This window comes from Bulleidia sp. zg-1006 (assembly GCF_016812035.1).
Classification (GTDB): domain Bacteria; phylum Bacillota_I; class Bacilli_A; order Erysipelotrichales; family Erysipelotrichaceae; genus Bulleidia.
Genome location: NZ_CP069178.1, coordinates 1,273,845 through 1,288,678, shown reverse-complemented (window position 1 = coordinate 1,288,678; position 14,834 = coordinate 1,273,845). Strand labels below are relative to the sequence as shown.

Here is a 14,834-nt window from a genome sequence, read left to right as displayed (position 1 = left end):
GATGTTAGAAGAAAAAGCAAAATATAATACATCTACAATTGCCGAAATGACGAGCGGAATCATTTTAGCTAATTTTGAAAAAGATTTAGAGATTAGAGAAGCTTCATACCAAAGTGAAGCTGAACTGGAAAGGCAAATGATTGAAAATTTGGTTTCTCAAGGGTATGAGAGACTTAAAGTAAAATCAAATGATGAATTATATGCAAATTTAAAAATTCAAATTGAGAAATTAAACAATATATCTTTTTCAGATGAAGAGTGGAGCAGGTTTTTACTTGAATATTTAGATGCTCCAAATGATGGGATGATTGAAAAAACACGAAAAGTACAGGAAAATCATATCCATGATTTCATCTTTGACGATGGACATTTAAAAAATATTAAGATTATCGATAAGAAAAATATTCACAATAATTTTCTGCAAGTCACCAATCAGATTGTCGGCGAAGGAAAAAATCGAAATCGCTATGATGTGACCATTTTGGTGAATGGCTTACCTCTTGTTCATGTAGAACTTAAAAAAAGAGGCGTGAATTTACATGAAGCCTTCAACCAAATTCATAGATATAGTAAAGAAAGTTTTAACAGCGAGAACTCGTTATATAAGTATGTTCAGATATTTATAATCTCCAATGGAACTTACACCAGATATTTTGCTAATACAACAGCTCAGAATAAAAATAATTATGAGTTTACTTGTGAATGGGCAGATGCTAAAAACAAGGTGATTTGTGATTTAGAGGACTTCACGAAGACTTTTTTTGAAAAGCGTGTTGTTCTTGAAGTACTTACAAAATATTGTGTATTTGATGTTAATAACACTCTCCTCATTATGCGTCCGTATCAAATTGCGGCAACCGAGAGAATTTTGTGGAAGATAAAATCAAGTTATGAGGCAAAAAAATCCGGCAGAGTTGAAGCAGGTGGCTTTATTTGGCATACGACAGGTTCCGGTAAGACACTCACCTCTTTTAAAGTAGCAAGACTTGCCACGACATTGGATTTTATTGATAAGGTGTTTTTTGTTGTAGACAGAAAAGACTTAGACTACCAAACAATGAAAGAATATCAAAGGTTTCAGCCGGATAGCGTAAACGGAAGTAAGGATACAAAAGAACTTAAAAGATGTATTGAAAGAGATGATAATCGTATTGTAGTTACCACGATTCAAAAATTAAATGAATTTGTGAAGAAAAATCCTGCCCATGAAATTTATGACAAACATTGTGTTCTTATATTTGATGAATGCCATCGCTCTCAGTTTGGAGATGCTCAGAAAAATATAAGGAAGTCATTTAAGAAATATTACCAATTCGGATTTACGGGAACACCGATTTTTCCGGAAAATTCTCTTGGTGGAGATACCACATCAGGTATATTTGGAGCACAGCTACATAGCTATGTTATAACCGATGCTATTCGTGACGGCAAAGTTTTGAAATTCAAGGTAGATTATAACAATATTACACCGAAATTCAAAATGGCGGAGAAAGAGGAAGACGAAAAGAGATTAGCTAAACCGGAAAATAAAATGCTGCTCCATCCTGAAAGAATTACTGAGATTACAAAGCATATTCTCAAAGTTTTTGATACGAAAACACATCGTAATGAGTTTTATGATTTGAAGTATAGAAGACTTAATGGATTCAATGCTATGTTTGCTGTGCAAAGTGTTGAGGCAGCAAAATTATATTATGAAGAGTTTGAAAGACAACAGCAAAGTTTACCTGAAGAAAAAAGATTGAAAGTAGCTACTATCTACAGCTTTGTAGCCAATGAGGAACAAAAAGCAATCGGGGAAATATTGGAAGAGGATTTTGATGTTTCTGCTATGGAATCAACAGCAAAAGAATTTTTAGATAAGGTAATCACTGACTATAATAGTTACTTCAAAACCAATTTTTCTACCAATGGTAATGAATTTCAAAATTATTACAAGGATTTGTCACTTAAAGTGAAAGAAAAACAAGTTGATTTGCTTATTGTAGTAGGAATGTTTTTAACAGGCTTTGATGCACCTACATTAAACACACTATTTGTTGATAAAAATTTGAGATATCATGGTCTTATTCAGGCATTTTCAAGGACAAACCGTATTCTGAATAAAGTAAAAACATTCGGTAATATTGTTTGCTTCAGGAATTTGGAAAAAGCTACACAGGATGCAATCAAGACATTTGGTGATGAAAACAGTATAAACATCATTTTGGAAAAGAGCTATGAAGAGTATATTCATGGTTTCAAAGATGAAGAAACAGGCAAGGTTATTAAGGGTTACACAGATATATGTAATGAAATAATATCTAAGTTTCCGGAACCTACTGAAATTATATTAGAAGCGGATAAAAAAGAATTTGCAGAGCTTTTTGGAGAATTACTGAAAGCCGAGAATATCCTGAAAAATTTTGATGAGTTTGAAGACTTTGAAAAAATTATCTCGGACAGGCAGATGCAGGACATGAAAAGTGTCTATGTTGACATCAGGGAAAGCATTGTAAATTCAAAGCGCAAGGAAAATTCTGAAGACAATCAAGTTGATTTTTCTGATGTTGAATTTCAGATTGATTTACTTAAAACAGATGAAATAAATTTGGATTATATTTTGGCTTTGATATTGGAAAAGTCAAAAGAAAATGATGATGTGGAAAGTTTAAAAGCAGAAGTTCGAAGGGTGATAAGATCAAGCCTTGGGACAAGGGCAAAAGAAGAACTGATTATGGATTTTATAAACGGCACAAGACTGTCTGAGCTGAAAAACACTGATGATATTCTTGAGTCATTCTATAGTTTTGCAAAGAAAGAGAAGGAGAATAATATAATATCTTTAGTTGAAGAAGAAAACTTGAAAGAAGACTCAAAACGATTTATAGAAAAGGCTATAGGCAAAGGATATGTTGAATATGCAGGAGATGAGCTGGATCGTATTATTCCACCGACTTCACGTAGACAGGGAGCAAGGGAAAAGAAAAAAGAATCGGTATTAGAAAAGATAAGAAAGATTGTGGAAGTCTTTGTTGGAATTTAAAATTTAGCTTATTGAAGATATTTCCTAAATGAGATAAGTTAAAAAATAATATAAATTTTATGGAGGAAAAGGAAAATGACAAATATATTACAAGAAGATATTGTATGTATGAATCCGTCAAGTGCCGGTTGGATAGTTATTGGGAAATCTAATAATGGATGGGTAGAATGGAAAGACTTACAAGGGAACTTTATTGAAAAATATAGAGATAAAGAAAAATAGTTGATACACAAGTTAGCTATTATAGAAAATAACGAGATGTAAGCTTATGTCAAGTTTAAAAGCAAGCTTTATATCCCCATTGGTATGAGCAACCGGGACAAAATTGGGTAAAGATTGCAAAAAGATTAATTCAATAATCTCTTCCGGCGGCTTCACGAGAAAATATATAAAAATTAGATAGTGGCTTAGTGAAGTGAACCCAATTTCAAATTAATACATAAGGATTGATTTCTGTATTCTACAGGAGTTCGTCCTTTTCATTTTGCTTGCATGTATCGATATTTTAAAGAAGTGATATTTCTTCATGTAAAAATAGAGATGATTTCCTAATATGCGGAAAAGAAATTCAATTCTAGGCAGATAAAAGTGTACTAGTATGAAAGTATAGAGAGAAAGGAGGAGAGAATGATGAGGAAAGTATATTTATTTTGCAGCAATGGAATGTCCACTTCACTAATGGCAAGTAAAATGCAAAAAGTAGCGGATGAGCATAACTTACCGGTTGAAGTAAAAGCTTTTTCGGATAGCTTACTAGAGAAAATCATTATTGAACAAAACCCGGACGCTATTCTTTTAGGACCCCAAGTAAAACACATATACGAAAAAGTAGTTGACCGCTATGGTCATTTAGGAAAACCAATCTTCGTAATTGATTCCGAAGACTACGGTAATATGAATGGCGAAAGGGTTCTAAAAAAAGCGATTTTAGAAATGAAAAAGAAAAAAGCAGAAAGCGAAGGTGAATAATTCATTTATGAAAAGTTTAGAGAAATTTTTAATTCCTATTGCGGATGCCTTATCCAAAAATAAGGTTTTAGTTGCGATTCGTGATGGGTTTATGTATGCCGTACCGGTTATCATCGTGGGTTCACTTTTCCTATTGATATCCAATTTCCCAATTGAAGGTTGGTCAGAAATGATTGCTTCCTTTGCCGGAAAAGGATGGGAAAAATATTTTGATGCCGCTACTTCTGTAACATTTGACTGTTATGCGCTATTATCCGTATTCGGTATTGCGTATGCCTATGCCCGTGAAAAAGGAGTCGATAAGATTGAAGCGGCGGTTGTATCTCTTATCTGTTTCTTAATGATCACACCTATGAGCCATGCGGCGTTTGTGAATGAAAAAGGTAAAGCATTCGCCGGTTTTGCATTTAGTAACTTAGGAACAAAAGGTATTTTCTTAGCTATGATTGTTGCGATTGTTGCAACCGAAATCTTTGCGTTTGCCATAAAGAAAAAGATGGTCATTAAACTTCCGGATGGTGTTCCTCCAGCCGTTATGGATTCTTTTGCCGCTTTAATTCCAGCCGGCTTATCCATGCTTGTGTTCTTCTTTATCAATATGATTTTTGCGAACACATCCTTTGGCAATGTACATGACTTTATCTATCAAGTCTTACAAGCCCCACTTGTTGGCTTAGGCAGATCACAAGGATTTGAAGTTATCTATCAATTCTTAAGTACATTGTTCTGGTTCTTTGGAATCAACGGACCGGCTGTCACCAATACCATCTTCTCGCCAATCCATAAGGCTCTAACCTTAGAAAACTACGAATTAGCGAAAGCCGGCTTACCAATGACAAACGTATTTACAGCAGCCTTCTCTGATTTCTTCTGTAACTTCGGTGGTGGGGGATCAACCCTAGGTCTTGTCATTATGATGACCTTCCTTGCTAAGTCGAAGAGATTGAAGACATTAGGAAGAATGGCATTACCAGCCGGTATCTTTGGTATTAACGAACCAATTATCTTTGGTTTCCCAATGGTATTAAATGTTATCATGGTCATTCCATTCCTATTATGCCCGGTGTTAAATACGATTCTCGGACAGATTGCGACAGCGATTGGCTTTATTCCGGTCACCTCGGGTGTACAGCTATCATGGACAACACCAATCTTCGTATCTGGTTATTTAACAACCGGCTCCGTTAATGCGGTTATCTTACAGTTAATTATGTTAGTTTCTAATATGTTGTTGTATTATCCATTCTTAAAGTTGCAAGACAATAAATACCTAGAAGAAGAATTACGTTTAGCAAACGAAAAGAAGAAAGATGACATCGATGAATTATCATTCGATGATTTACAACTGGATTAACATGAAAATAGTATTGATATTTGACTCCGGTTTAGCTGGTGCGGGTGGAAAGAGTAATTCTGATTGTGCCTTAACAGCCACCCGTGAAGTTATCGGTACCGCCATGATTTTAGAACCATATTTCAAGCAGATTGGTGGTCAAATCAGTGCAACTCTCTATTGTGGGATGGATTACTACAAGAATAATAAAGACGAAGTTGTTATGAAAATGACAGCGATGGTTAAAAAACTCAAACCTGATTTTGTCTTATGTGGACCATGTTTCAATTTTGCGGATTACAGCGAAATGGCCGCTCGTTGCACGAAGTTAATTATGGAAAAAACAGATGTTAAAGTGGCGAGTATGATGGCTATTGAAAATCAAGATGTCATTGCTAAATACAGAGAAGATATTGCTATCCTAAAGATGCCAAAGAAAGGTGGAACAGGATTGAGCGAATCCTTCGATGTTTTAGTAAAGTATATCGATACAGCAGTCAAACATCCGGAAAATCTAGCAGAGCTAAAGAGTAAAAATTGTTATTAAAGATATAGGCCCGGACTTGCACGTTGTTCGGGCTTATTGATTGGAGAATGAAATGAATAAAATAAATAGAGAGCGTTTGATACAGTTGAGCAATGCGATGGGTGCCAGTGGGGAAGAAGGCGATGTTCGTCAAATTCTAAGGAATAGCTTTCACCATGAAATCATTCAAGATCGTTTAGGTTCTCTGTTTTGTAAGTTAAATGGAAAACAATCTAAAGCAAAATTGATGATTGCGACCAGTCTTGATGAACAAGCTTTAATGATTGAAGAAATCCTAGATGATGGAAGTATGAAGTTTGTTAGTTTAGAAAACATATCACCAGCTAGCTTATTACATCAAAGAGTTACAGTGTATGACCGAAAACACCAAGCGCACAAAGGGACGATTGTAACTAAGAAAACCAAATTCATGGAAACCGCTTTAGAAACCATCCATGAATCGGATTTATACATTGATTGTGGGTATAACTATGAAATATGTAAAAGTAAAATCACAACGGGTGATTTGGTTGTGATTGGTGATACTTGTGTTTGTATCAATGAAGATACTTGTATGGGTAAAGCTTTACAACATCGATCTATGTTGGAAGTTATCCTAGAATTATACGAACAACTCCAAGGGTCTGCTTTGGATTTTGATATTGTGTTTGGCGGAATAAGTCAATCCGTGATTGGTTGGCGTGGTACTAAAACAGCTACGTATGTTGTTCAACCCGATTGTGCGATTGCTTTAACTGGCTTTGATTGTGCCGATAGCAATATTCATCGTAAAGACGGTGTTATAGCTGGCTACTACGATAAACAGATGTTACCAAGTCAAAAGCTATTAAAAGATTATATACAAGTGCATCCTCATACAAAAAGTTACTTCGGTTTTTTGGGTAACGATGGTTCTTTTATTCATAAGACCATTAAAGGAACCCCTTGTCTTTCTTTAGGCGTAGCGATGAATAACATGGGTAGTGCAAATACCATGGTGGATTTAAATGACTTAGAACAATTGGTGCAGGATTTAAAGAGCTACATCCTTCAATTAGATGCTAAAAAGATACAAAAAATGAATTTTGGAGTACAGGATGTCAATTGAATTATTAGAGAAATTATCCAATGCGGCAGGGATTAGTTCTTTTGAACAAGAGATTGTTACCATTATGGAAGAAGCTGTTCAGGAGTTACCGGTTCAAACCTATCGGGATGGTTTAGGTTCATTCATTAGTTGTACAAAGGAATATTGTTCCGGACCAAAAATTATGGTTGCCGGGCACATGGACGAAGTAGGTTTTATTGTCAAAGAAATCGATGAGCACGGTTATCTTCGTTTACAACCGGTTGGTAGTCTATGGACCCATTTATTGTTGGACCATTCTTTTGATGTCATTTGTGACAATCAAGCACGCATTGAAGGGCTAATAGGAAGTGTTGCTCAACATGGTATTTCTGCTAAAGTTCGTAACACAACCTTAGCAATGAAAGACTTATATTTGGATTTAGGCTTGTATACCCGTGAAGAAGTGGAAAAATTAGGTATCCACATTGGTAACCAAGTTGTCCCAAGTACTCGTTTTCATCGTTTGAATCGGGAAGATATTTATGTGGGTAAGGCGATGGATAATCGTTTGGGTTGTTATATTGCTTTAGAAGTGTTACGGAATTGTCAGTCTATTTCTCATCCTAAATACTACGCTGTGGGTAATGTGCAAGAAGAACCCGGATTAAGAGGAGCTAGAACAGCAACGGAAGTGATTCAACCCGATTTAGCTTTTGCGATAGACACAACAACAGCAGGGGATACACCACTAAACCGCAATACCGTTAAACTTGGTCAAGGACTTGTGATTTCCTTAATTGATTCCAACACCATTGCCCATCGTGGTTTAATTCGTTATATGGAAGAAACTTGTCGGAAGTATGGTATTCCTTACCAATACGCTTTGTTTAAAGCCGGGGGAACGGATGCGGGTAATATTCATAAAACAAGACAGGGTATTATCAGTATGTGCTTATCCATTCCGGTACGATATATGCACGCTTCACAAACGATTGTTAGTTATCAAGATGTACAAGCTTGTATTGATTTACTAACTAAGGTAGTGGAAGAGATGAATGATGAATTATTAGAAAAAATAGCGAAGGGAGGTTATTGATGGACAAACAAACAATCTTTCAACAAGTTGAAAAAAGAAAACAGGATTTAATCGATGATATTTGCACATTAGTTCAAATTGATTCTACAAGAGGAGAACCACAACCAAATCAACCTTTTGGTAAGGGACCAAATACAGCTCTTGAAAAAGCGTTAGAGATTTGTCGAAGAGAAGGATTAAAGACTAAGAATGTGGATGGCTATATGGGCTATGGTTGCTATGGAGAAAGCGAAGAATACATTGGTATCATTGGTCATTTAGATGTAGTGGAAGTAGGCGATGGTTGGCTGGATCCACCATTTTCGGCATCTATTCATGATGGACGCATTTGGGGAAGAGGGGCATTGGATGATAAAGGACCATTGTTGGCGGCTATGTATGGTATGTTGGCGTTAAAAGACTTAGGGATTGAACCAAAGACAGCCATTCACATTATCTTTGGAACAAATGAAGAAACTGGTATGGAAGATATGCGTTATTTCCTAAAACATGAAAAAGCACCAATTGCAGGATTTACACCAGATAATAAATTCCCGGCCATCTATGGTGAACGAGGTAGAGCGGTAATTGAGGTTTGGGGAGCGGCGGATACGGTAATTCCTTTTGCGAATGAATACTTTATGAACGCTAATCCAAATGGTGATCGTTTGGGAATTGCTATTAAGGATGAGCACTTTGGGGAAATGAAAATTCGCAATAAAATTCTCTTGCAGAATAAAAAGCAAATTGGACTTCGTTTTTCTTTGAGTTATCCAAGCTGTGATTTAAATGAAATTGTAAAGCATATCCAAGCGAAAGCAATTGGTTTAGAGGTAAAGTTAATTTTTGATTCTTCCGTTGTGTTGCACAATCCGAATTCATGGTTGGTGCAAACGATGGAACAGGCTTATGAAGAAGCTACCGATACAAAAGCACATCCAACCACAACAACAGGAGGAACGTATGCCCATGTTTGTCATACGATTATCCCTTATGGACCAAGCTTTCCCGGGCAAAATGGGATTGCTCATCAACCAAATGAATGGGTGAATATTGAAGACCTAATTCAATGTACCAAAATCTATGCTTGGACCTTGTATAGGCTATGTATGGCGGATATACCAGAGAATGCTTTGGAAGGAGATTAATAATGCGTAAGTTAGGAATTTCGATTTATCCAGAAAAAAGTACGGTTGAAGAAATTTTTATGTATTTAAAAGAAATGTATGAAATTGGTGCCACGCGTATTTTTTCTTGTTTATTGTCAGTGAATAAATCAGCAAAACAGATAAAAGAAGATTTCATTAAAATTCATGATTATGCCCATGATTTAGGCTATGAAATTATTTTAGATGTTAGTCCGGCGGTGTTTCAAAAATTAGATATTCGTTATACCGATTTGAAATTCTTCCATGAAATTCATGCGGATGGTATTCGTTTGGACATGGGCTTTACCGGTTATGAAGAAGCGATGATGACTTATAATCCTTATGGCTTAAAAATTGAAATTAATATGAGTTCGTATACGCATACCATTGATACTATCATGGATTATCAACCAAATCGGTACTGTTTGTGCGCTTGTCATAATTTCTATCCGCACGATTATACAGGTCTTGATTTTCTTTTCTTTGATCAATGCTCTAAGAAGTTTCAAAAATATGGTCTTACAACCGCCACTTTTATTGGTTCATTAACAAAGGAGGCTTTTGGTCCATGGTCAACCACAGATGGTCTATGTACTTTAGAAATGCATCGTCATTTACCATTAGACGTTCAGTTAAAACACATGGTTGCTTTGGATTATATCGATGATATTATCATTGCGAACTGTTATCCAAGCGAGGCGGAGAAAGAAGCACTTAGAAAAGTACGCCTGGATGTAGTAAATTTTCAAGTGAACTTGGAAAAGAACATTCCGGAAACAGAAAGAAAAATCGTTTTAAATGAGTTGCATTGCCATCGAGGGGATCAATCTGCTTTTGTGATTCGCTCAAGTGGTAGTCGGATAAAGTATAGAGGTCATGACTTTGCTATTTTTAACGCACCGAAGGAGATTCATCGTGGGGATGTGTTGATAGATAGTAGTGCTTATGGAAAATACGCAGGTGAATTACAAATTGCTTTAAAGGATATGGAAAATAGTGGAAGAACCAATGTGGTTGGTCATATTCGAGAAGAAGAATGGTTTATTTTGGATAGTTTAAAACCTTGGCAGAAGTTCGTACTAACAGAAGATGAAAGCAATGGTTGCTAAAATTATATAGAGAATTATAATAACGATGGAGGTGGCTATCTTTATGGACGATAAACCTGGTGGGAGTTATGTTTTTGAAACAGTTGTTGTCAGTAATATAGCCCTATCTTTTTCTATGCGGTTATATTGACTGCATAGAAAGGGATTAGAATGAATCGTAATCAAATTGAGCTTTGGCTCGAAAAGAATGAATTAAAACAGTTGCATAACTATCTAGCAAAGAAAAATGTGGTGGATATTGCTGAGTTTATACCAGAATTGAAGGATCAAGACTTAGCAGTTTTCTTTCGTGTTTTAGAAAAAGAAGAAGCGGCGAATGTTTTTTCGTACTTGGATAAGGATGATCGTAGTCGTTTGGTCAAGATTTTTAATAATACAGAAATTGTTAAAATGATCAATGAATTGTATTCCGATGATGCGGCGGATTTCTTATCGGAAATGCCCTCTAATTTGGTAACGCAATTATTGGATAAAGTGGATGAGAACGTACGAAAGGACATCAATCATCTTTTGAAGTATAAAGAGGATTCAGCCGGTAGTGTCATGACGGTGGAATTTATTGAATTCACCAAAGACATGACCGCAAAGCAAGCTTTAGAGAAAATCAAACGAGTTGGGATTGACAGTGAAACGGTATATACCTGTTATGTGGTGGAAAGCCGTAAGTTAATAGGGATTGTTAGCGCAAAAAGTTTGATATTGAGTGAATCGGATGTTTTAATTCAAGACCTTATGAAAACAGAGTTTGTGTATGCTTATACGGGTGATGATAAGGAAGATATTGCGAAGAAGCTTAGAAAGTACGATTTGATTGCTATACCTGTATTGGATGTCGAAAATTGTATTGTGGGGATTGTAACCTTTGATGATGCAATTGATGTCTTAACTGAGGAAACAACGGAAGATATGCAAAAGATGGCGGCGATTGTGGCTAGTGATAAGCCGTATCTTTCGACTTCTGTTTGGCAACATGCACGTAGTCGTATTGTTTGGTTGTTGATATTAATGTTTTCAGCGATGCTGACAGGGGGAATTATTGCCAAGTATGAACATGCTTTTGCGGTTATGCCTTTATTAGTGTCATTTATTCCAATGTTGATGGATACGGGTGGAAATTGCGGTTCTCAGAGTTCAACCTTAATTATTCGTGGCTTAGCGATTGATGAAATTCATTTTCGTGATTTCTTTAAGGTGGTTTTTAAAGAGTTTAGAATTTCCATTATTGTGGGTGTTATTTTAGCGATTGCAAATGGAATACGGATTATAATTTTTAATCATGATCTTCAACTTTCCATTGTGATTGCGATTTCTATTATGGTGACGGTTATTATTTCTAAGTTTGTTGGTTGTGTTTTACCCATCGTAGCGAAGAAATTGAAGATGGATCCAGCTATTATGGCAGCTCCGATTATCACAACAATCGTGGATACGTTATCCATTATTGTTTACTTTAAAGTTGCCTCAGCAATCTTTTCTATCTAAAAAATAAATCTTGGAGGATTAAAAAGAAAAAGAGGCACATTGCCTCAATGGTCACTCTTTCAAGAGTGGCTTTTTATAAATTTAAGGTTTATTGATTCATCACTTCTTTCTTTATCTCCCGGTGCAACATCAGGTTTTTTCGTTGGATAACTTTGCTACTAAAGCCTTATTATAGTCAAAATTTCTTTAAATGAGGTAACTCATAAATTCTTCATAGGTATTACTAGCAATAAGTTGCGATAGTTTTTCATAATCTTCCGTTAAAGACGCAATCCAATCAAAGAATGGTTTTAAGTTAGATGTATCAAGCTTATCAATGGCTAATAAGAAGACCAGTTGGACTTCATAATTGCCCCAAAGAATTGGTTTATCCAGTAGCATAATCGAAATAGCCGATTTGATACAAGATGAGTCAATTGGGTGCGGTGTCGCAAAATTGAAGTTAAAAGAAGTTGGGGATAATTCTTCTCTTCGCATGACAGATGGGAAGAAGTCCGGCGTCACATAACCATGTTTTTGAAGTTCATCTGACATAAATTGCAGAACCGATTTTGGACTTGTAAAGCTTTGATGATGGTAAAAATGTTCCTTTGTGATTAAACCTTTTAATTTTTGATAAAATTCTTTTTTAACACGTTCTTTTTCAAGGCTATGAATGGTTTCAAATAACTTCGCTTCATCATCTTTGGAACAAAGCAAGGAAATTTCAACGGTTGGAATATTTAAATGATGGCGCAAAGGTATCGAACAAATAATGAAATCAGGATGATCGGCTACAATGAGTTCTTCTTGGAAATAAGCGTATACTTTTATGATTTCAAGATGCTCATAAAAAATATTCTCAATCTTTTTCTTTTGTGGAAAATACACATTTTCAGCCAAAGGAGAAATCCAAACGGCTTTTAGCTTTTGTGAGTGGTATAGATGTTCATAAGCCATTCCTAAGTGTAAGGTGATAAAGCCGATTTCATCTTCATTGATGTCAATATGCAGACGACGGGATAAAAAGGAAGCTGAACTGACTCCGACTTCAAATATTAAAGGAAACTTACGTTTAACTTCTTGCAAATATAAATTGGTAGAGGGGCGTTGACTGAGATTACGTTCAATCAAAGATTGTAAATGAATGGTTAAACCAATTTTGAAGGATTCATCTTTTGAAAAATCAATTCCATGTTGACCATCAATATAAGCAATCAACTCATTAATAATATCACTGCATAAAAGACCATCCGGAATGTATTTTGAAAGCTGAGTTTCACCTAAATAGCGAGCACTTTCACCCATCAATAAAAGAGCTAAGATGATAACTTCACTTTCAATCACTTGAGCTTGATATAAAACAGCAATGCGATGATAAAAATCATGGGCGATTTTGTATTCAGTTGTATCAATGATTTCACGACTATCACGAACACTTTCAATATATTTACCATTTAGAATACGATCAATAGAAATACTAATGTGCAATAGAATAGAAGGTAGTATATTAGCATTCACGGAATAATGGTAGTGTTGTAAAAGTTGTTCCAATTCTTTTTTACATTTTAATAAATCAAAGTTGGTATATAATGAAGCAAGTTCATTGATGTTTAAAAAATTCTGTTTTGTTTCTTCAATCATGAGGGTTTTGTATAGCTTGCGGATTTCATTTTCAGAGCCTAATAGGATGAGGTGGTTCGCTGACTTTTTCAATTCTAAATTTTGGTATTGAGCAAGTTGACGACGGATTTCTTTCAGATGGGCGTCTAGGGTGTATTCCGAGATGCAAAGGCGGTCTAATAGGTCGGGAATAAAAATAGAATCCCTAGATAGTAATACAGTCTTTAAAATAAAAAGATTTCTTTCTTTTCCATTTTGGTTTATGCCTTGGAAATGGCTTTGGAATTTTTTATAGTTGTCACTAATGAGTGAATAGCCTTTACGCAAGTTGGATTCAATCAGCTTTTCCGGACAGGCTTTATTGATGGTATCAATGTCTGAACGAATCGTGCGATTGGAAACGGATAATAATTTTGCTAAAGAAGTGGCGGTAAACCATTTATTTTCCTCACTGAGTATACGTAATAATTTTTCTTGTCTTTTATTCATGATGTCCCTTTCACAAATAATATTTCCTAATAGTAGGAAAAGGATAACTGTGAATATCATCCGATGAAATTATACAATAGTAATGGAAATAAAGGGGGACGACCGCCGTCATGAAACAAAAAATAGTAAACTTAAGAAAAAGAAAGAATATTCGCTTGGTTTTTAGTGTTTTTATGGTGATTATGTCGGCATTGATTCAAACCTTTGCTTTAGAAGTGTTTATCCGACCGGCGGGAATGTTAGCAAGTGGCTTTACAGGTCTTGCGATTTTAATTCATGAAATCGGTCTTCATATCCATATGAATATATCCATTCCATTATTGATTATGGCTTTGAATGTACCGGTCGCTATTCTTTGTGGAAAATCGATTTCTTTGCGATTTACTTTATTGTCCTCCTTGCAGTTTGCCTGTGTTTCCATTTTCTTACAGATATTCCATTTTGAAGCTTTATTCCAGGATACTTTATTAAATATTGTGATGGGTGGAGCGGTGTATGGATTTGGGATTGTGGCAGCCCTTATGGCAAACGCAAGTACCGGCGGCACCGATTTTATTGCACTATATGTGTCCAATAAAACGGGTAAGAGCATTTGGTCTTATGTGTTTTTGTATAACTGTGTCTTGTTATGTATTTTTGGTTTTACATCCGGTTGGCAAAAGTCTTGTTACTCAATGATTATGCAGTTTGTGGCAACGAAGATGATTGATGCTTTGTATCATCGTTATGATCGTAGTACTATGCAAATCACTAGTGTGATGCCGGAAGAGATTTTAAAAAGGTATACAGAGAAATATAGGCATGGGATTTCAGTTTGGAGAAGCTATGGGGGTTATTCACGTTGTGAGAATTATATGTTGAATACGGTGGTATCTTCTTTAGAGGTAAAAGAGATAGCGCATTTGATATTAGAAGTGGATCCACATGCGATTATTAACGTGTATCGAACGGATGATTTCTATGGTGGATTTTATCGTCGACCTTTGGACTAGAGAAAGAAATTAGGA

12 protein-coding genes are annotated in these 14,834 nt (G+C 35.6%); 11 read left to right on the top strand and 1 reads right to left on the bottom strand.

Annotation, left to right across the window (positions count from 1 at the left end; all coding sequences use genetic code 11):
• Position 1 precedes the first annotated feature (1 nt).
• The 10 genes from JOS54_RS06525 to mgtE all read left to right on the top strand — a co-directional run bounded on the left by JOS54_RS06525 (position 2) and on the right by mgtE (position 11,736).
• Complete coding sequence (locus JOS54_RS06525; protein ID WP_203244792.1) at positions 2–3,025, top strand: type I restriction endonuclease subunit R; 3,024 nt, start codon at positions 2–4, stop codon at positions 3,023–3,025.
• Between the two features lie 75 nt (positions 3,026–3,100).
• A complete protein-coding gene (locus JOS54_RS06520) occupies positions 3,101–3,247 on the top strand; it encodes a DUF4357 domain-containing protein (protein WP_238928341.1) in 147 nt (48 codons plus the stop codon).
• A gap of 408 nt (positions 3,248–3,655) precedes the next feature.
• Complete coding sequence (locus tag JOS54_RS06515; RefSeq protein WP_203245800.1) at positions 3,656–3,994, top strand: PTS sugar transporter subunit IIB; 339 nt, start codon at positions 3,656–3,658, stop codon at positions 3,992–3,994.
• A gap of 7 nt (positions 3,995–4,001) precedes the next feature.
• Positions 4,002–5,348 (top strand): PTS sugar transporter subunit IIC, encoded by a 1,347-nt coding sequence (locus JOS54_RS06510; protein WP_203244791.1) that lies wholly within the window; start codon positions 4,002–4,004, stop codon positions 5,346–5,348.
• Entirely contained in the window at positions 5,314–5,874 is a 561-nt protein-coding gene (locus JOS54_RS06505; RefSeq protein ID WP_238928340.1) for a GrdB-related putative oxidoreductase, read from the top strand. The genes JOS54_RS06510 and JOS54_RS06505 overlap by 35 nt, the downstream gene beginning before the upstream one ends.
• Positions 5,875–5,926: 52 nt before the next feature.
• The gene (locus JOS54_RS06500; protein WP_203244790.1) at positions 5,927–6,961 is read left to right on the top strand and encodes a hypothetical protein; all 1,035 of its coding nucleotides are present in this window, start codon (positions 5,927–5,929) and stop codon (positions 6,959–6,961) included.
• Positions 6,951–8,018 (top strand): M42 family metallopeptidase, encoded by a 1,068-nt coding sequence (locus JOS54_RS06495; RefSeq protein WP_203244789.1) that lies wholly within the window; start codon positions 6,951–6,953, stop codon positions 8,016–8,018. The genes JOS54_RS06500 and JOS54_RS06495 overlap by 11 nt, the downstream gene beginning before the upstream one ends.
• Positions 8,018–9,145: a Sapep family Mn(2+)-dependent dipeptidase gene (locus tag JOS54_RS06490; protein WP_203244788.1), complete on the top strand. Its 1,128-nt coding sequence runs from the start codon at positions 8,018–8,020 to the stop codon at positions 9,143–9,145. Before JOS54_RS06495 ends, JOS54_RS06490 begins: the two co-directional genes overlap by 1 nt.
• A gap of 2 nt (positions 9,146–9,147) precedes the next feature.
• On the top strand, positions 9,148–10,254 hold the full coding sequence (locus JOS54_RS06485; protein ID WP_203244787.1) for a DUF871 domain-containing protein: 1,107 nt from the start codon (positions 9,148–9,150) through the stop codon (positions 10,252–10,254).
• 150 nt (positions 10,255–10,404) lie between these two features.
• A complete protein-coding gene (mgtE, locus tag JOS54_RS06480) occupies positions 10,405–11,736 on the top strand; it encodes a magnesium transporter (RefSeq protein ID WP_203244786.1) in 1,332 nt (443 codons plus the stop codon).
• A 186-nt stretch (positions 11,737–11,922) separates the two neighbouring features.
• On the opposite strand, the gene JOS54_RS06475 is transcribed toward mgtE, so the two are convergent.
• Complete coding sequence (locus JOS54_RS06475) at positions 11,923–13,827, bottom strand: transcription antiterminator (RefSeq protein ID WP_203244785.1); 1,905 nt, start codon at positions 13,825–13,827, stop codon at positions 11,923–11,925.
• Positions 13,828–13,937: 110 nt separating this feature from the next.
• Here JOS54_RS06475 and JOS54_RS06470 point away from each other — a divergent pair, with 110 nt between their 5' ends.
• Entirely contained in the window at positions 13,938–14,819 is an 882-nt protein-coding gene (locus tag JOS54_RS06470; protein WP_203244784.1) for a YitT family protein, read from the top strand.
• Positions 14,820–14,834 lie beyond the last annotated feature (15 nt).

Bases quoted from the DNA above. Each gene is read 5' to 3' on its own strand.
- JOS54_RS06490 (WP_203244788.1), top strand. From the start codon at position 8,018: ATGGACAAACAAACAATCTTTCAACAAGTTGAAAAAAGAAAACAGGAT.
- JOS54_RS06500 (WP_203244790.1), top strand. From the start codon at position 5,927: ATGAATAAAATAAATAGAGAGCGTTTGATACAGTTGAGCAATGCGATG.
- JOS54_RS06505 (WP_238928340.1), top strand. From the start codon at position 5,314: ATGAATTATCATTCGATGATTTACAACTGGATTAACATGAAAATAGTA.
- JOS54_RS06495 (WP_203244789.1), top strand. From the start codon at position 6,951: ATGTCAATTGAATTATTAGAGAAATTATCCAATGCGGCAGGGATTAGT.
- JOS54_RS06525 (WP_203244792.1), top strand. From the start codon at position 2: ATGTTAGAAGAAAAAGCAAAATATAATACATCTACAATTGCCGAAATG.
- JOS54_RS06485 (WP_203244787.1), top strand. From the start codon at position 9,148: ATGCGTAAGTTAGGAATTTCGATTTATCCAGAAAAAAGTACGGTTGAA.
- mgtE (WP_203244786.1), top strand. From the start codon at position 10,405: ATGAATCGTAATCAAATTGAGCTTTGGCTCGAAAAGAATGAATTAAAA.
- JOS54_RS06520 (WP_238928341.1), top strand. From the start codon at position 3,101: ATGACAAATATATTACAAGAAGATATTGTATGTATGAATCCGTCAAGT.
- JOS54_RS06510 (WP_203244791.1), top strand. From the start codon at position 4,002: ATGAAAAGTTTAGAGAAATTTTTAATTCCTATTGCGGATGCCTTATCC.
- JOS54_RS06515 (WP_203245800.1), top strand. From the start codon at position 3,656: ATGAGGAAAGTATATTTATTTTGCAGCAATGGAATGTCCACTTCACTA.
- JOS54_RS06475 (WP_203244785.1), bottom strand. From the start codon at position 13,827: ATGAATAAAAGACAAGAAAAATTATTACGTATACTCAGTGAGGAAAAT.
- JOS54_RS06470 (WP_203244784.1), top strand. From the start codon at position 13,938: ATGAAACAAAAAATAGTAAACTTAAGAAAAAGAAAGAATATTCGCTTG.